The organism is Pseudoalteromonas sp. BZK2 (assembly GCF_014349195.1).
Taxonomy (GTDB): domain Bacteria; phylum Pseudomonadota; class Gammaproteobacteria; order Enterobacterales; family Alteromonadaceae; genus Pseudoalteromonas; species Pseudoalteromonas simplex.
Genome location: NZ_JACSOG010000041.1, coordinates 1 through 15,962 on the forward strand (window position 1 = coordinate 1; position 15,962 = coordinate 15,962).

The following is a 15,962-nucleotide window of genomic DNA, read 5'->3' on the forward strand; positions in this document are numbered from 1 at the left end:
AATTACTGACTACTTTTGAATGCGGCACTAGCTCAGTTGGTAGAGCGCAACCTTGCCAAGGTTGAGGTCACGAGTTCGAGCCTCGTGTGCCGCTCCAATCTCTAAAAAATCCCAAAAACACTTTCTTAAATAATTTAGTTAATAGCAAGATTTGCTTACAGCTAGTTTTAGATCTGACCTTGAATCGTCGCGACAATGCGTCTTACACCGCCATGATCTCGGTGTTCGCCTAAATAGATACCTTGCCAGGTACCAAGCATTAAACGGCCTTGGTTAATTGGAATAGTGAGTTCAGCACCTAAAGTACTGCTTTTTATGTGGGCAGGCATGTCGTCATCACCTTCATAATCATGGCGGTAATAACTTTGTCGTTCTGGCACAAAATGATTGAAGTGACTTTCCATATCCATTCTAACTGTAGGATCTGCATTTTCGTTAATAGTTAAGCTTGCAGAAGTGTGTTGAATGAATAGGTGTAATAAGCCGACTTTGTATTGTGTTATCTCTGGAAGTTGACGAAGTAGCTCGTCATCAATGATGTGAAAGCCTCGTGAGCGAGGCTTCAATTGAATGGTTTTTTGCTGCCAGCTCATAGTTTATCAAAGCTAACTTCAATATTGGCGTTACCATCAGCTGACGTGAATGGAATTAATACCTTGGCGCCTTCACATTTATGAGCAATTGTATGTCCCTTACCAGACACTACAACTGGCGTTGCCATATCAAACTCATAGCCTTTTTCGCCAAGTAGATTTTTTGCGCCACCTGTTACCATGTTAGTAATTTCACCTACCATGTCGGTTACTTCTTCATTTACCGTATCAGGGCGTTCACCTAGCATTCTTTCCATAATGGTCAGAGCTAGATTTTCATCAAAGGTGATTGAAAGTGAACCTTTAGTTTGTGGGCCAACCATACCAATCAAACCTGATACATCGCCACGGGCTAGTTCGTCTTTCTTTAAACTAGGTTTACCCGGCTTTAATTCTGTTTGAGCCATAGTGCTCAATACATTTAATAATGATGATAAAAAAGGGTTGATGAACTCCACATTCATTATTTATTTTCCCTTAGGTTTCGAAATGCCGTTAATCATACTTTAAGTGTAGTGGTTGTTTCAAACACCGCACTTATTCTTTGCATTTTTCGCATTTACCATGCGCTTCGATTGTTTGTCCAGAGACAATAAATCCACTTTCTGCTGCTAAGTTATTAAGTTCATGAGAAATTACTGTTGAATGTAATTCTTTTACATAACCACAGCTATCACAAATTAATAATTGTACAGGGTGGATGTGATCAAAATGATGGCACAACATAAATGAGTTGGTGCTTTCAATTTTATGAATAAAGCCAAGTTCCGATAAGAAATCGAGCGCTCGATAAATAGTGGCTGGTTTTGCGCCTGATTCAGTTAATTTAAGTTGTTCTAATAGGTCATAAGCACCCACACCACCTTGCGCACTAGCTAATAGGCGGAATACTTTTTCACGGATGGGTGTGAAACGAGCACCACGATTATCGCATACTTGTTTTGCTTTACTGACGAGTGATTCTATATTCATCTTCTCTTATCCTTACGCTACCGTGATATACTAACATACTGTATTGTAGTTGCAGTGTTTTTATTCGCTAACACGTTTTTAGGGAGTTTGATTAATGAGTGAATTGCTAGCGGCATTCATTTTCTTTTTTGCGGTAATCGATCCAATAGGCACAGTTCCCGTTTTTATTGCTGTTACGCGCTGGGATGATGCTAAGTTCAAACGTAAAGTTGCTTTAAAGGCGGTTGGCGTTTCGGCGCTGGTTTTATTATTTTTTGTTGTTGCAGGTGAGCTACTCTTAAACGCGATTAACATTCCTCTTTCGGCGTTTCAGATTGCCGGAGGAATTGTACTATTACTTTTTGCACTGTCGATGATATTTGGTGAAAGTAAACCTGAAACCGAGATAAAAAGCGTTCGTGATAGCACTGAAACCGCTATTTTTCCTTTGGCGATTCCTTCTATTGCCAGTCCGGGTGCCATGCTTGGTGCAGTACTAATGACCCGAAATACCGAATACACTTGGTATGAACAGCTTATAACTTCCTCAATCATGCTTTTGGTATTAGTAATTGTGTTGGTTTTACTACTACTTGCTACGCATGTTCATAAGTTAATAGGCGATAGTGGCGCAAGTATCATTAGCCGGGTGATGGGTTTAATTCTATCGTCAGTGGCGGTGACTAATATCTTAGGTGGTATTGCTCACTATTTTGGTTTAAGTGTCGTCGCGTAGTTTAATTTAAAGTGCATTTTCAGTGATTTAAACTTTGAATAATTGCCTTCTTTTATCTAACTTTAAAGAAGGCAATATAAAATTTAAGGAACAAAGAATGCTAATCAAAAATGTCGTTTTATCTGTCTTTCTGATTTTTAGTTTAGGTGCTTGCATGGAGCCGACCTATGATAGTGGTAAGCTAAAAGTCATCGAAGTAACAGACCATGATTTTAAAATTAATGGTGAAAGCGCCGTAACTGTAATTGTTGGTCATGCCAATGTGGCAGAATATAGCTTCTCACTTCGTAAAAGTGATTTAAAGAAAGGCACGCTCCTGCAGTCTGTGTCTAACAGTAATCCAAATGTCCGTGCTGATGGTACCTTCTTTAGCGAGTATTATGTGCAATCAAAAGATCACGACACGCGAGCATCAATTGAAATTGTAGAAATAGACCCCGTTGAGAAAATCGCACGAATTGCTGTTGGTGCTAAGCTAGTTAACCTGAAAAATGAGGATTACAAAGAACTCGAAATTACTGTTTTAGAGCTTACGGGCCAAAATCTTGAACATCTTCTAAATGAAGTGAAGATGTAACCTTTCCATTTTTGCTTATTCTTCAAAGAAGTGAGATTGCAGTACACTTCTTCGTCTCTTTTCATCATCTGATCTTCGATTAAGCCATGCCGGGAGTTAGCTTCGGTGGTATAATGGCTGCAATTTTTCATTTCGGTGCATGCCTAAAGGTATGTGTCATCGCTATATTAAGCGTTAATCGTATTAGGTAATTTAAGTTGCAAGTAAATGCATTGATCTTTAAAGGGGCCATGTTATGAGCACAACGACATTAAACCGCCGTTTTTCCGTGGCACCCATGTTAGATTGGACAGATCGTCACTGTCGAACCTTTCACCGTAAAATGACTAAGCATGCTGTGCTTTACACCGAGATGGTGACAACCGGCGCTATATTATTTGGTAAGGGCGATTACTTACTTTTTAATGAGCATGAAGGCCCAGTGGCATTGCAACTTGGTGGCTCAGATCCTGAAGCGTTGGCTAAGTGTGCAAAGTTAGCAGCAGAGCGCGGTTATCATGAAGTAAATTTAAATGTTGGCTGTCCGTCTGACCGTGTGCAAAATGGTCGTTTTGGTGCTTGTTTAATGGCTGAGCCTAAACTGGTTGCTGACTGCGTTGCTGCAATGAAGGCCGAAGTGACTATTCCTGTTACAGTTAAAACGCGCATTGGTATTGATGAGCAAGACTCGTATGAGTTTTTATGTGCTTTAATTGAAGCGAGTCATGATGTTGGTTGCGATGACTTTATTATTCATGCGCGTAAAGCGTGGTTAAATGGCTTAAGCCCAAAAGAGAATCGTGAGATCCCACCTCTGGATTACCCGCGCGTTTATCAGTTGAAGAAAGATTATCCGCAACTGCACTTAAGCTTAAATGGTGGCGTGAAAACAATTGCTGATAGTGTGGCTCACCTTGATTATGTTGATGGCATCATGATTGGTCGTGAGGCGTATAGTAATCCGTTTATTTTGTCTGAGGTCGACGAAAATATTTATGGTGATGAAGCCTTTACGCTAAGTCGTCATCAGGTTGTACGCTCGATGTATGACTATATTGAAGATGAAATGAGCAAAGGCGCTAACTTTTGGCATATTGCTCGCCATATGTTGGGGATTTTCCAAGGCCAACCTGGTGCGCGTGGTTTCAGACGCCACCTTTCAGAAAAAGGCCATGGTAAAGCGGCCGATTTATCTGTTATGGATAAAGCTTTAAGTTTTGTCCCAGAAGCCTAATCACAAAGCCTATTAAAAATAGCCTATTTAAAAGCCACATTTTGTGGCTTTTTTTGATCCTAAAATTTAGTGAAAAAGTTAATTATTTAGTCAAATTAGTTATTTTTCATTCAGTCACTAGTCAGCCTGAATCTAAATTTAATTAATCTAACTCATTGTATATAAATAATAAATTTATTTTATTCGTTAGTTGGCACAAGAATTGGAATCTCCTAGCTGTATTAACCCAATAATCAACAGGAGAGTCACATGGGTGTATTAAATCGCGTAAATGACATTATTCAGGCAAACCTTTCTGCAGCATTAGACAAAGCTGAAGATCCTGAAAAGTTACTTAATCTACTCGTGCAAGAAATGCAGGATGCCCTGACTGAATGCCGTGCAACTGCTGCGACATTTTTAACGCAAGAAAAACAAATGAAACGTGAAATTGCAGCGAAACAAGCGAAAGTAGCAGACTGGCAAGCGAAAGCAGAAAAAGCGTTGAGTAAAGATCGTGATGATCTTGCCAAAGCAGCATTAGTTGAAAAGCAGCGTTTAACGACAGAAATCGAAGCACAACAAGCTGAAATGGATAAAGTGGCAGAGTCACTCGCTAAATTGACAGAGGATTGTCAGCGTTTACAAAACAAGCTTGCAGATGCAAAAGCCAAACAGCTGACTTACATGCAAAAAGAACGCGTTGTTACAGCACGCTTAAAAGTAAAAGAGCAGCTGCATAGCAGTAAAGTTGAAGATGCATTAGCACGTTTTGACTACTTAGAGCAGCGTGTTGAAAACATTGAGTCGCAAGTGGAAGCGTATGAACTTACACAAGGTGATGCTGCAAATTCAACAGCAGCACAAATCGCAGCCCTTGAGAAAGATGAAGCAATCGATAAAGAGCTTGCTGATTTAAAAGCAATGATGAAGCAGTCGGCTTAGGAGGTTAATGATGAATACTTATCACACATCGACACGTTGGTACCGTGATCTAAGTAACAAAAAGATCTCGGGTGTGTGTAGCGGACTCGCTGCGCGCTTGGGATTCCCAGTATGGTCGACACGCTTGGTCATGATCATACTACTTATTCAAATGCCGCTGTTAATCGGCGTGGGTTATTTAGTGGCTCATTGCACTTTACCATTGAAAGGTTATTAGGAGTAGAGCATGAAAACGTTAGCTATCATCATTTTGGCAATGTTATTACTATGCACTGATGCAGTTTCATTTGTTTCCTTTGACTCATGGCAATTACCATTGTCAATTGCTGACATGAGTTGGGCTGGGCTTGAAGTCATCGGTGCAATAGTGGCAGTCATTGCCGTCGTTGCAGGTGTGGCGTTATTTACAATTGGCCTACTTGGCGCAGGTGTTGTTGCTTTGATTGGTGTTGTGCTTGCGTTTTTATTTGGCTCAGTAATGATTGCATGGCCACTTTTACTTATCGCGGCATTATGCTGGTTGATTGCCGATAACAAAAAATCGCCAGCTTAAGGTACGAATAAACTGCCTTAATACATAAAATATGCTAAATTTAGCGGGTAAGTTAATGTCTTAACAAGGATTAAAACATAATGAAACTGTGGCCCGCACTCTCTTTTCTTACCGCAAGCTTATTCTTTAGTACTTTTTCATCTGCCCATAGTGGTCATGACCACAGCGATGTTGCCGAAGTTACTGTAAGTAACGCGCAGGTACGTGAATTTTTACCAGCCAGTAAAGCAAGTGTTGCTTATTTGACCATTACTAACCCAAGTGAACACGCAACAGTGTTAACTAAAGCAGAGCTTGATGGTTTAGGTCGTGTTGAAATTCATCAACATACTCATGTTGATGGCATGATGAAAATGGAACAGGTTTTATCATTAAAAATTGATGGTCACAGCAGTGTTGAATTTAAACCAGGTGGTTATCACTTAATGGTGTTTGAACCTGAAGAGCAGCTAAAAGCAGGGCAAGAGCGCAAACTCACGCTATATTTTAATGACGGCAATCGAGTTTTTACTCAAGCTAAAGTTGTGTCTTTACAAGAAATGTCTGAACAGGCATCACAAAAAAGTCAAGGGCACTCACATCACTAGGAGATATTATGTCTGAGCATAAAGGAAAAATAGCCAGTGCATTACTTATTATATTAATTATTTTTTACGCGATTGCTGTTTACTGGAGTAGTGAACCAGCTCGTATGGATGTTGTAAGTAAGGCTAAACAAGAAGCGCAGATGCGTGGTGAAAAGTTTGTAACAGGCTATACAACAACCACAACGTTGATCAATGTAGCAAGTACATTATTAAATAAGCCTGGCGGCTATTTATCTAACGATATGATGCCACCGAGCGTAATGATGGATAACATGCCTGCGTGGGAATATGGCGCGCTTGAAATGACCCGCGATTTAGTCTTGTCGATGCGTAAAGATTTCAGCCGTTCGCAGTCTCAATCAACTGAACACGAAGCGTTAAAAAAAGCACAACCGCAATTTAATATTAGCTCGGTAGCATGGGCATGGCCAAGTGCTGAAACTGAGTATCAAAAAGGCATTGATTTACTCGTTGTGTACCGCACTCAAATTGCCGATCAGAACGATCGTGATAGTCAATTTTATGCGCGTGCAGATAACTTACGTGGCTGGCTAAAAGAAGCAGAAAAACGTCTTGGCAGCTTGAGCCAGCGTTTAAGTGCAAGTGTTGGTCAAGATCGTTTGAATACAGATTTAGCAGGTGATACCGCGGCTCATCAAGCAACTTATGCTCCTTTACAGAACCAAGTGAAAACATCTTGGTGGCAAATTGATGATGTGTTTTATGAATCGCGTGGTGCAACGTGGGCATTACTACACTTTTTGCAAGCGGTTGAATATGATTTTGCCGATGTCTTAGAAAAGAAAAACGCTCGTGTTAGTCTGCAACAAATTATTCGTGAATTAGAGGCTACGCAAGAAACAGTGTGGAGCCCAATGATCTTAAATGGCAGTGGCTTTGGCTTTGTAGCTAACCACTCACTGGTCATGGCGAATTATATTTCTCGAGCCAATGCGGCTCTAATTGAACTTAGCGAACTTTTAGCGCAAGGATAAAATGATGAAAAAGTACTGTTTAGCAGCTGCCCTTTCAATGGCCTGTTTAGCTCCAACAGCACAAGCTGATACATTATTAGGTTTATACCTAGGTGTTGATGGTTGGCAATCAGATAACAGTGGTAGTTTTGCTCAAGATGGAAATCTACAAAGCTTTAAATTTGATGATGAAACGTTCACGAGCTACTACGCAGCACTTGAGCACCCAGTGCCGTTAATACCAAACATTAAACTAAAATACACTGAACTTGAGTTAAATGGTGATACAACACTTGATGAAACGTTTAGTTTTGGTGGTTCTGATTACGTTGTAGGCACACAAGTAGGCACTGTGAGTGATTTATCGCATGTCGACTACATTCTATACTACGAAATCTTTGATAATGATTTGGTTTCAATTGATTTAGGTGTAAATGCTAAACAATTTGATGGTGAAATTGTTGTGACTGGTACATCTCAAGAAGGTGGCCAAAACACGACTGAGCGTGTTGATTTTTCTGGTTTCGTACCTTTAGTGTATGGCCGTGCTGAAGTTGGTTTACCATTAACGGGTTTAAGCGTTTTCTTTGAAGGTAGCCTACTGGCTATCGACGATAGTAAAGTCCAAGATTACCAAGCGGGTATTGCATACGCTTTACTTGATAACTTAGCAATCGATATGGATATTAAAGCGGGTTACCGCTCAATGACATTAGAACTTGATGATATTGATGATATCTACACAGATTTAGATGCATCGGGCCCGTTTGCAGGTATTCAAGTTCATTTCTAATCGAATCTTTTGATTTATTTTTAGCTGGCGGCTTTACTTTAAAGCTTGCCAGCTAACTTCAAATTCATCTTCTAATGATGTTGCCAGTATTTGCTTATAAGCTTTGTTTATTGGTGATGCGATTAGCTTTCTTAACTCGTCACCAGTCTGGGTAAATTTATAGTAACTGAGTACTAAGTCATTACTTTTTGCTTTTAAAATCAAGCGTTGATTCATAAAGCTCAGTATTAGTTCTTGACCAGCTTTTAAAACCGCCGATTCGATTTCTTTTCGATACAGTAAGTTAATATCCATTAGGGTCAGAATGTCAGGAAAACTAACAGGGGTTTTTCCTAAGTTAAATGACACCTTATTACCTTTTCTAAGTAAATCAAACAGCGAGGGTTTCTTGTAAAAGCCGAGTAAAATTAAGTGGCTGTTGTCTTTTTCGTTGAATCCACACAATGATGTACAGCGCTGAAGAGCATCTGCTTCACGTTGAGTCATGTGTTTAAGAGTTTGTAGGCTTTTAATCGAAAAGGTGCCTGGCGATACTGTTTCACCTGCTAAAATTTTTGCCCACAGCTTTTGCATTGAGGAATTAGCTGTGTCTTCACATAAACTTATAAATCGCTCTATCCAATCAAAATCGGGCTGTTGTTGACCCGTGACATCCGGGCAAAACGCCATAGCCATCGCCATGATGGTTTCAATATTTTCTTGGCGTTTAATAAATTGAATTTCTTGGCGAGTGTGGGCGCGCTCCAATAAGCTTGCTTGCGCTTTAATCTGATAGGCTAGTTGCTGCTGACCTTGTGCTGAGTAGCTATCATCGCTCGCATGGTTAATCTTAGCCGATGATGCCTTATGAATCGGGTAGCCAAGTTGATTTTCTATAATATTAGCAAGATTAACTCTCGCTTGAGCCGCTTTCACTGTCATTGGGAGCAATAGCCTTGTTTGTTGTTGCTAACTGCGCATGGGTTTTGATGTTATTGAGCGCCAGTTTCACTGTGTTGTTGAGAATATACTGGCTTAATAATGCAAGGTAGCCACCAATGATAGGAGTATTTACTTCACCTTGTAACGAGCACTCAATATTTATTTCATTACCAGCACCTGTAAATAGGATCGTTCCTTGGGCTATATGCTCTTTATTAAATAAAATATTAAAAGTAAGTTGTTCATTATTCTGTTGTGTTATTGTCATTTCGCCATCGCCGAAGCGGCTTTGCCAAAATTGGTGTGCCCCAACGCCTTGGCTTGGCTCTAAAACCGTAAACTTGATGCTGGGATCTACGCTTTTCCATGGTTGCCATTTATGCCATTGATTAAAGTCACCGACTAGTTTCGCTATTTCTGAGCTGCTAGCAGTGACCTGTATTGATTTATGAACCGTATAGCGTTGAGAAAGTAATAGCCCAACGACAAGCATAACTAGCGCACTGAGAAATAGGGCTTTTAGAGTTAAAATAAAAAATTTTATCATTTTACCTCGGGCAATAGTTTTATATCTTTCATAACATTATACGTAACCTAGGCTATAATTTATCTGATATGACTATATATGTTCTGATAAATGTATCATAGTTAAGTGACTGAGAGAATTTTATGCATCACTGTAAAATGTTGGTATTTTTACTAGGGTTGCTCTAAGGAATTATTAATGGCATCAGAAAGTAACGACTTTTTGTTTAGTGACCAAGATGAGGAGCAGCTTGTTGAAGAGACTGTCTCTGAGTTTTGGGACGTATTAATAGTCGACGACGATCCTGAGATACATTCAGTGACTAAGTTAGCGCTTTCTGGCGTTGAGTTCTGGGATAAAGGCTTACGATTCCACCACGCCTATTCAGGTTCAGAAGCGCTCGAATTACTTAAAAGTAACCATTCCATTTCGGTAATTTTACTTGATGTGGTTATGGAATCAGATGATGCTGGCCTGCAAGTTGTAAAGCAGGTGCGAGAGTGCCTCAATAATCACAATGTGCGGATTATTTTACGTACCGGTCAACCAGGCTATGCACCTGAAGAAAAAGTGATCCGTGAATACGATATCAACGACTACAAAACAAAAACAGAACTTACTCGTAGTAAACTTATCACAGCCCTAGTAACAGCAATTCGCTCTTATGAACAAGTTTGTCAGCTTGAATTTCAAAGCCGTGCTTTAAATAATATTTTGTATGCATCTAAGGCAATTCTTGGTTTTACTGATATTAAAGCGTTTTCGATGGCGGTTATTAAACAGCTTTCGATTATTTTAGATTGCGAACCACAAGGGCTATTGTGCGGCTCAATTGAAGATGACAATCAGGTTTATGTGCTAGGTGGCTGCGCTGAATACAATGAGTTTATAGGTCAAGGCATTGAACAACTTGATGACGGCCGTATTATCATGCAAGTCAATAACTGCCTAGCCCAAGGTGAGCATCAGCATACAGATGTAGACAGTACGTATTTATTAAAAAGCAAAAACCGCCAAGCAGCTATTTACCTTGAAACTGAGCACACGCCAAGTCCTTCACAACTGCAATTTGCAGAGATATTCTTAACGAACGTCAGTGTAGGTCTTGATAATGTTCGATTATTCAACCGTTTACGTGATGCAGCTTATAAAGATGTATTAACTGGTTTATCGAATCGTAACGATTTCATGAATAAGGTGGAGCGCTACTACCAGCCGGGCAAAAATGACTTTGTCTTTTTACTAATTGATGTTTCGCAATTCTCTGATATCAACAATGGCTTAGGGCAAGAAATCGGTAATTTATTACTAAATGCAATTGTTGATAGGCTACAACAAGAATACCCTAATGCAGAGCTTATCTCGCGCATTGGTGCAGATGTTTTCGGTTTGTTGTTGGCTGCTGATAAATGCGATATTGAGTTACTTCGTGAGCATTTAAGTTTACCATTTAATGCTGGCGAGCATATTTTGCCAATCAACTTTAACATTGGCTTATGTTATCAAGGTGACTTTCAGCAAGCAGGGATCGAGACTTTAAAACTAGGTTACATTGCTTTAAACCAAGCTAAAAAACAATCTGCTGAAACGGTGGTGACTTATACCCCAGACATGGAAGAGAAAATGGCTTGGCGTTTAGGGATCATTAGACAGCTTCGTCAAGACTTCGAACAACGTAAATTAGAGGTTTGGTTTCAGCCGCAACTTGATTTAAATACTCTAGAAATCATAGGTTGTGAAGCGCTACTGCGTTGGCCATCAGGTAATGGTCAGTATATTTCACCAGCGATTTTCGTTCCGATGGCTGAAGATGCCGGTTTAATTGTTGATATAGGGCAATGGGTGTTAGAACAAGCATGTATGCAGCAAAAGCGCCTTGAAGCAATGGGCTTTGCAATCAGTATTGCCGTAAATGTTTCAGTACCGCAGTTTAAAGTTAAAGGCTATGCTCAGCAAGTAAAAGACACGCTTATTAAATACGATGTAAAACCGCAGTTTATTGAACTCGAAGTGACCGAAAGCGTGGTTATGGATGAGCTAGCTAATGTGATCACCACATTAAAAGAACTTAAAGAGTTTGGTATTGAGATTGCAATTGATGACTTTGGTACCGGCTTCTCGTCGTTAAGCTATTTGCAAAAACTACCATTAGACAGACTAAAAATTGATCGCGACTTTATCAAAGATTTACCTGGTCAAGATTGTCAGGCGATTGCTGCATTAATTATTTCTCTTGGCGCAAGGTTAGGCTTAAAAACCATTGCAGAAGGGGTTGAAACACAAGCGCAAGCAGATTATTTAGCTCAGCTTGGCTGTGATGAAGTGCAAGGCTTCATGTACGCTAAGCCTATGCCAGAAAAAGAGTTAATTACTTACCTGCAAGCTAAGCAATAGCCAGTTCCAGTCAGTGCATACAAATTAAACAGCGCCCTCCAATCTGAAGGGCGTTTTGTTTTCTATAATAATCTATAAGACTGAGGTATAATTCGCCCCTTTTGTTAGCAGAGTACACTTTATGAGCGCATTAAAAGCCGAGCGAGGCCTGTTTTCTTACCCTAAGTATTGGGCTGAATGCTATGGCACGGCGCCATTTTTACCAACCACTCGTGCAGAAATGGACGCGTTAGGCTGGGATAGCTGTGACGTGATCATTGTCAGTGGTGATGCGTATGTAGATCACCCAAGTTTCGGTATGGCTGTGATAGGGCGTATGCTTGAGTCACAGGGTTTTCGTGTGGGTATAATTGCACAACCTGATTGGAACTCAAAAGATGCCTTTATGGCGTTAGGTAAGCCTAACTTATTCTTTGGTGTTACAGCGGGTAATATGGACTCGATGATCAACCGTTATACTGCTGAAAAGCGTATGCGTCATGATGATGCTTATACGCCGGGTAACATAGGCGGTAAACGTCCTGACCGTGCGGTAGTTGTATACAGCCAACGCTGTCGCGAAGCTTATAAAGATGTGCCGTTGATCATTGGTGGTATTGAGGCGAGTTTACGCCGTATTGCTCATTATGATTATTGGCAAGAAAAAGTACGCCGTAGTGTATTGTTTGATGCTAAAGCTGACATTTTAATTTACGGTAACGCTGAGCGCCCACTTGTTGAAGTTGCCCACCGTATTGCTGCGGGTGAGTCGGTTGAGACAATTCAAGATATTCGTGGTACTGCGGTTATTCGTAAAGAACCATTACCGGGTTGGCGCGGTAGTGACTCAACTGCAATTGATAAAATCGGTAAGATTGATCCAATTCCAAACCCGTATGGCGCAGATGATGTGGGTTGTAGTAAGTCTGAATTTAAGCAAGCGGGGATCGATTTAAGTGCCGAGGCGGCTAAACCAATCACGATTCAGCCTGCTCGCCCTAAGCCATGGGAAAAGACCTACGTTAAGCTGCCTGCGTATGAGCAAGTAAGTGTGAATAAACCGCTTTATGCTCACGCCTCGCGTATTTTGCACCAAGAAACAAACCCAGGTTGTGCGCGTGCGTTATTTCAACGCCATGGCGACCGCTCTATTTGGGTAAATCCGCCTGCATTTCCGCTTGAAACTGAAGAAATGGATGGCGTATTTGGTTTGCCATATCAGCGTATTCCGCACCCAAGCTACGGCGATGAAAAAATCCCAGCTTATGAAATGATTAAAACCTCGGTGAACATCATGCGAGGCTGCTTTGGTGGTTGTTCTTTCTGTTCAATAACAGAACATGAAGGACGTATTATTCAAAGCCGTTCTGAGCAATCAATTATTGATGAAATTGAGCAAATTCGTGACAGAGTACCGGGCTTCACTGGGGTTATTTCTGACTTAGGCGGACCGACCGCGAATATGTATAAGTTGCGCTGTAAGAGCAAAAAGGCAGAGAGCACGTGTCGTCGTTTATCATGTGTTTATCCTGATATCTGTAAGCACATGGACACGGATCACACCCCAACGATTGAGCTTTATAAAAAAGCTCGAGATGTAAAAGGTGTGAAGAAAATCTTGATCGCGTCTGGCGTACGTTATGACTTAGCCGTAGAAGACCCTCGCTACGTAAAAGAGTTGGTTACCCATCACGTAGGCGGGTACTTAAAAATTGCGCCTGAGCACACTGAAGATGGTCCATTATCTAAGATGATGAAGCCGGGCATGGGAGCTTACGATAAGTTTAAAGAGCTATTTGATAAATACTCAAAAGAAGCGGGTAAAAAGCAGTATTTGATCCCGTATTTTATTTCTGCTCACCCAGGAACGAAAGACGAAGACATGGTGAATATGGCGCTATGGTTAAAGGCTCATGACTTTAAGCTTGATCAAGTACAAAACTTTTATCCATCGCCGATGGCCAATGCAACCACAATTTATCACACTGAGATGAACTCGCTGCGCAATATTAAGAACAATACTGAGCAAGTGCCTGTTCCAAAAGGCGCACGCCAGCGTCGCTTACACAAAGCGATTTTACGATACCACGATCCTGCTGGTTGGCCGATGATCCGTGAAGCACTAAGAAAAATGGGCAAAGCGAATTTAATTGGTAAAGGGCCGAATTGTTTGGTTCCTGAAGAAGGTCGAAACGAGAAAACTGCTAAAGGTAAGGGCGGTAAAGGCCGTGCAGCTCTGACTCGTCATACCGGTTTTAGCCAGTTTAAAAAGGCCAATACCAAACCTAGAGTAGGTAAAAATAAGCAGCGTGCAAAGTAAAAGATATAAATACGGCCCATAAAGGGCCGTTTTTATTTATACCAATTTGCTTAATTAAGTATTATTGTGAATTGGTATCAGATCAATAGCCAGGTTGCGGTGCCTAAAAAGGCAAAGATACCGACAATATCCGTTACTGTTGTCAGTACCACACTGCCGGCGAGGGCAGGGTCAATTTTCATTTTCTTAAGAATTAATGGAATGCTTGCACCTGCAATACCTGCGGCAACAAGGTTCATAAACATTGCAAAGGCCAGCACTGCGCCGAGCTTAAAGTCCCATTGCCATAGGGCAACCACACCAGCAATTAATATCGACCAAATAATACCATTCAGTGCGCCAATCGCCAGCTCTTTGAGTAATAAGAAGCGTTGGTTGGTTTGGTTGATATGGCCAACCGCTATACCACGAATAACCAGGGTTAAGGTTTGGCTACCTGCAACGCCACCCATTGAAGGTACGATACCATTGAGTACCGCTAAAATAGGTAAGATTGCTAAGGTGTTTTCGAAAAAGCTTGCCACAATTGCTGCTAGCAATGCGGTTAATAAGTTAACCCCAAGCCAAATAGAGCGACGCTGCGAGCTTTTGAGTACTGGCGCAAAGGTATCTTCTTCGTCGTCAAGACCAGCAAGGCTTAGCATGCTGTGTTCAGCATCTTCACGGATTACGTCAACGATATCATCGATGGTAATACGACCAAGCAAGTGAGCGTTATCATCTACAACAGGGGCTGAAATCCAGTTGTGACGCTCGAACAGTTGCGCTACATCACTTTCATCCATAGAGATTAGGATTGACTCACAGTCTTCATCCATTAAATCACGAACAATTTTATCTGAAGGACTGGTCAGCAATGTAGTTAATGAAAGCGCGCCTAAAAAGCAGTTATGCTTATCAACTACATATAAGTCATCGGTACCCTCTGGTAGCTCACCTCGTAAGCGTAAATAGCGCAGTACAACATCGAGAGTAACGTCAGGACGAATGGTTACCGTATCGCTGTTCATCAGGGCACCGGCTGAGCGCTCTTGATAAGAAAGCGCTTGAGTTGCCCTTTCTCTATCTTGCGAGTCCATCGCGCTAACAACGTCTTGATATACGGTATCAGGAAGACTACGTAAAACCTCACCTAAGTCATCGTCGTCCATATCTTCTGTAGCAGCAGCAATGTGCTCAGGCTCCATCTGGGCAATAATGCCAAGACGTACATCTTCAGAGAGTTCTTCTAGAACATCACCACGGACATCTGGGTCAACCAGCTGCCAAAGCATACGACGAATTTTATGGGGAGAAGACTCAAGTAAAAGGGCTGTATCACAAGGTGCCGTTTTGGCTAACATGCCGCGCACTTGAACAAATTGACCACTATTGAGTGACTTGGTCACTTGTTTGAGTTGTTGTAGTGGGTAATCTTGTTCAAAGGCTTCTGGCATTGGCGTCCTTACAACTGAAAAAAGTTTAAATAGGCTATGCAAATACAGCATAGTTGCTTTGTAGTGTATTTGCAGAGATATCGTCGCACTGCGATAAATTTATTAAGAGTTTTGTAATTTAGAAAAGCGAGCGATATAAAAGTAGGATATTTAAAGGGAATTTTAAATATCCGAAGTAAGTTTACCGTAAACCTTGAAGTCTTAGCAAATGCTATTCTTGCTCGTGAAAGCGTTGCGCAATTAATTCGCCGATTGCCGTTAATGCAGCGTCAGCGTCAGGACCTTCGCATACAACACGAACCTCTTTTCCTTGACTACTTTCAAGGAGCATTAACGCTAACACGCTGTCGCCTTCAGCTTCTTTCTCATCTTGAAAAAGTGTAATTTTGGCATCAAATTGCAGTGCTAGTTGCGCTAAAACAGTCGCAGCGCGAGCATGTAAGCCAAGTTTGTTTTGAATTAAAAAGGTATCTTCAGCGTGCATT

At 41.1% G+C, this 15,962-nt stretch carries 18 protein-coding genes and 1 tRNA gene; 12 read left to right on the plus strand and 7 right to left on the minus strand.

Going from position 1 to position 15,962, the window contains the following annotated elements; all coding sequences use genetic code 11:
- Positions 1 to 21: 21 nt before the first annotated feature.
- Positions 22 to 97, plus strand: a tRNA-Gly gene (locus BIZ38_RS18715).
- A 70-nt stretch (positions 98 to 167) separates the two neighbouring features.
- Here BIZ38_RS18715 and BIZ38_RS18720 read toward each other — a convergent pair.
- From BIZ38_RS18720 to BIZ38_RS18730, 3 genes are all read right to left on the minus strand, one after another.
- Positions 168 to 593: a secondary thiamine-phosphate synthase enzyme YjbQ gene (locus BIZ38_RS18720; RefSeq protein ID WP_054554139.1), complete on the minus strand. Its 426-nt coding sequence runs from the start codon at positions 591 to 593 to the stop codon at positions 168 to 170.
- Entirely contained in the window at positions 590 to 1,057 is a 468-nt protein-coding gene (locus tag BIZ38_RS18725; protein WP_054554140.1) for a chemotaxis protein CheX, read from the minus strand. Before BIZ38_RS18725 ends, BIZ38_RS18720 begins: the two co-directional genes overlap by 4 nt.
- 73 nt (positions 1,058 to 1,130) lie before the next feature.
- Positions 1,131 to 1,565 (minus strand): transcriptional repressor, encoded by a 435-nt coding sequence (locus BIZ38_RS18730; RefSeq protein ID WP_054554141.1) that lies wholly within the window; start codon positions 1,563 to 1,565, stop codon positions 1,131 to 1,133.
- 94 nt (positions 1,566 to 1,659) lie between these two features.
- Between BIZ38_RS18730 and BIZ38_RS18735 the strand changes: the two genes are divergently transcribed.
- From BIZ38_RS18735 to BIZ38_RS18775, 9 genes are all read left to right on the plus strand, one after another.
- Positions 1,660 to 2,280 carry a MarC family protein gene (locus BIZ38_RS18735; protein ID WP_138601917.1) on the plus strand — a complete coding sequence of 207 codons (621 nt, stop codon included), beginning with the start codon at positions 1,660 to 1,662 and terminating at the stop codon, positions 2,278 to 2,280.
- A gap of 97 nt (positions 2,281 to 2,377) precedes the next feature.
- Positions 2,378 to 2,857 (plus strand): hypothetical protein, encoded by a 480-nt coding sequence (locus BIZ38_RS18740; protein WP_187490999.1) that lies wholly within the window; start codon positions 2,378 to 2,380, stop codon positions 2,855 to 2,857.
- 235 nt (positions 2,858 to 3,092) lie between these two features.
- Positions 3,093 to 4,070: a tRNA dihydrouridine(20/20a) synthase DusA gene (gene dusA, locus BIZ38_RS18745; protein WP_187491000.1), complete on the plus strand. Its 978-nt coding sequence runs from the start codon at positions 3,093 to 3,095 to the stop codon at positions 4,068 to 4,070.
- Between the two features lie 249 nt (positions 4,071 to 4,319).
- A complete protein-coding gene (locus tag BIZ38_RS18750; protein ID WP_166339599.1) occupies positions 4,320 to 4,994 on the plus strand; it encodes a PspA/IM30 family protein in 675 nt (224 codons plus the stop codon).
- 10 nt (positions 4,995 to 5,004) lie between these two features.
- Positions 5,005 to 5,211 (plus strand): PspC domain-containing protein, encoded by a 207-nt coding sequence (locus BIZ38_RS18755; protein WP_166339652.1) that lies wholly within the window; start codon positions 5,005 to 5,007, stop codon positions 5,209 to 5,211.
- A 9-nt stretch (positions 5,212 to 5,220) separates the two neighbouring features.
- The gene (locus tag BIZ38_RS18760) at positions 5,221 to 5,547 is read left to right on the plus strand and encodes a hypothetical protein (protein WP_054554146.1); all 327 of its coding nucleotides are present in this window, start codon (positions 5,221 to 5,223) and stop codon (positions 5,545 to 5,547) included.
- 80 nt (positions 5,548 to 5,627) lie between these two features.
- Complete coding sequence (locus BIZ38_RS18765) at positions 5,628 to 6,134, plus strand: copper chaperone PCu(A)C (RefSeq protein ID WP_166339589.1); 507 nt, start codon at positions 5,628 to 5,630, stop codon at positions 6,132 to 6,134.
- Between the two features lie 8 nt (positions 6,135 to 6,142).
- The gene (locus tag BIZ38_RS18770) at positions 6,143 to 7,129 is read left to right on the plus strand and encodes a DUF2333 family protein (protein WP_054554148.1); all 987 of its coding nucleotides are present in this window, start codon (positions 6,143 to 6,145) and stop codon (positions 7,127 to 7,129) included.
- 4 nt (positions 7,130 to 7,133) lie between these two features.
- Positions 7,134 to 7,901 (plus strand): TIGR04219 family outer membrane beta-barrel protein, encoded by a 768-nt coding sequence (locus BIZ38_RS18775; protein ID WP_138601926.1) that lies wholly within the window; start codon positions 7,134 to 7,136, stop codon positions 7,899 to 7,901.
- Positions 7,902 to 7,934: 33 nt separating this feature from the next.
- On the opposite strand, the gene BIZ38_RS18780 is transcribed toward BIZ38_RS18775, so the two are convergent.
- Complete coding sequence (locus BIZ38_RS18780; RefSeq protein ID WP_187491001.1) at positions 7,935 to 8,822, minus strand: TIGR03899 family protein; 888 nt, start codon at positions 8,820 to 8,822, stop codon at positions 7,935 to 7,937.
- Positions 8,791 to 9,369, minus strand: a complete 579-nt coding sequence (locus BIZ38_RS18785; RefSeq protein WP_187491002.1) for an SRPBCC family protein — start codon at positions 9,367 to 9,369, stop codon at positions 8,791 to 8,793. Before BIZ38_RS18785 ends, BIZ38_RS18780 begins: the two co-directional genes overlap by 32 nt.
- 177 nt (positions 9,370 to 9,546) lie before the next feature.
- Between BIZ38_RS18785 and BIZ38_RS18790 the strand changes: the two genes are divergently transcribed.
- Both BIZ38_RS18790 and BIZ38_RS18795 read left to right on the plus strand, forming a co-directional pair.
- Entirely contained in the window at positions 9,547 to 11,742 is a 2,196-nt protein-coding gene (locus BIZ38_RS18790; protein ID WP_054554152.1) for an EAL domain-containing protein, read from the plus strand.
- A gap of 121 nt (positions 11,743 to 11,863) precedes the next feature.
- Positions 11,864 to 14,041, plus strand: coding sequence for a YgiQ family radical SAM protein (locus tag BIZ38_RS18795; RefSeq protein WP_187491003.1), 2,178 nt, complete (start codon positions 11,864 to 11,866; stop codon positions 14,039 to 14,041).
- 77 nt (positions 14,042 to 14,118) lie between these two features.
- On the opposite strand, the gene mgtE is transcribed toward BIZ38_RS18795, so the two are convergent.
- Positions 14,119 to 15,477, minus strand: a complete 1,359-nt coding sequence (gene mgtE / locus BIZ38_RS18800) for a magnesium transporter (protein ID WP_054561109.1) — start codon at positions 15,475 to 15,477, stop codon at positions 14,119 to 14,121.
- Positions 15,478 to 15,688: 211 nt separating this feature from the next.
- Positions 15,689 to 15,961, minus strand: coding sequence for an HPr family phosphocarrier protein (locus BIZ38_RS18805; RefSeq protein WP_054554155.1), 273 nt, complete (start codon positions 15,959 to 15,961; stop codon positions 15,689 to 15,691).
- Between the last annotated feature and the right edge of the window lies 1 nt (position 15,962).

Excerpts from the sequence above, each read along its gene's own strand:
- BIZ38_RS18780 (WP_187491001.1), bottom strand. The coding sequence starts at position 8,822 with ATGACAGTGAAAGCGGCTCAAGCGAGAGTTAATCTTGCTAATATTATA.
- BIZ38_RS18805 (WP_054554155.1), bottom strand. The coding sequence starts at position 15,961 with ATGCACGCTGAAGATACCTTTTTAATTCAAAACAAACTTGGCTTACAT.
- BIZ38_RS18775 (WP_138601926.1), top strand. The coding sequence starts at position 7,134 with ATGAAAAAGTACTGTTTAGCAGCTGCCCTTTCAATGGCCTGTTTAGCT.
- BIZ38_RS18740 (WP_187490999.1), top strand. The coding sequence starts at position 2,378 with ATGCTAATCAAAAATGTCGTTTTATCTGTCTTTCTGATTTTTAGTTTA.
- BIZ38_RS18720 (WP_054554139.1), bottom strand. The coding sequence starts at position 593 with ATGAGCTGGCAGCAAAAAACCATTCAATTGAAGCCTCGCTCACGAGGC.
- BIZ38_RS18735 (WP_138601917.1), top strand. The coding sequence starts at position 1,660 with ATGAGTGAATTGCTAGCGGCATTCATTTTCTTTTTTGCGGTAATCGAT.
- BIZ38_RS18725 (WP_054554140.1), bottom strand. The coding sequence starts at position 1,057 with ATGAATGTGGAGTTCATCAACCCTTTTTTATCATCATTATTAAATGTA.
- BIZ38_RS18750 (WP_166339599.1), top strand. The coding sequence starts at position 4,320 with ATGGGTGTATTAAATCGCGTAAATGACATTATTCAGGCAAACCTTTCT.
- mgtE (WP_054561109.1), bottom strand. The coding sequence starts at position 15,477 with ATGCCAGAAGCCTTTGAACAAGATTACCCACTACAACAACTCAAACAA.
- BIZ38_RS18760 (WP_054554146.1), top strand. The coding sequence starts at position 5,221 with ATGAAAACGTTAGCTATCATCATTTTGGCAATGTTATTACTATGCACT.
- dusA (WP_187491000.1), top strand. The coding sequence starts at position 3,093 with ATGAGCACAACGACATTAAACCGCCGTTTTTCCGTGGCACCCATGTTA.
- BIZ38_RS18730 (WP_054554141.1), bottom strand. The coding sequence starts at position 1,565 with ATGAATATAGAATCACTCGTCAGTAAAGCAAAACAAGTATGCGATAAT.
- BIZ38_RS18785 (WP_187491002.1), bottom strand. The coding sequence starts at position 9,369 with ATGATAAAATTTTTTATTTTAACTCTAAAAGCCCTATTTCTCAGTGCG.
- BIZ38_RS18755 (WP_166339652.1), top strand. The coding sequence starts at position 5,005 with ATGAATACTTATCACACATCGACACGTTGGTACCGTGATCTAAGTAAC.
- BIZ38_RS18795 (WP_187491003.1), top strand. The coding sequence starts at position 11,864 with ATGAGCGCATTAAAAGCCGAGCGAGGCCTGTTTTCTTACCCTAAGTAT.
- BIZ38_RS18790 (WP_054554152.1), top strand. The coding sequence starts at position 9,547 with ATGGCATCAGAAAGTAACGACTTTTTGTTTAGTGACCAAGATGAGGAG.
- BIZ38_RS18770 (WP_054554148.1), top strand. The coding sequence starts at position 6,143 with ATGTCTGAGCATAAAGGAAAAATAGCCAGTGCATTACTTATTATATTA.
- BIZ38_RS18765 (WP_166339589.1), top strand. The coding sequence starts at position 5,628 with ATGAAACTGTGGCCCGCACTCTCTTTTCTTACCGCAAGCTTATTCTTT.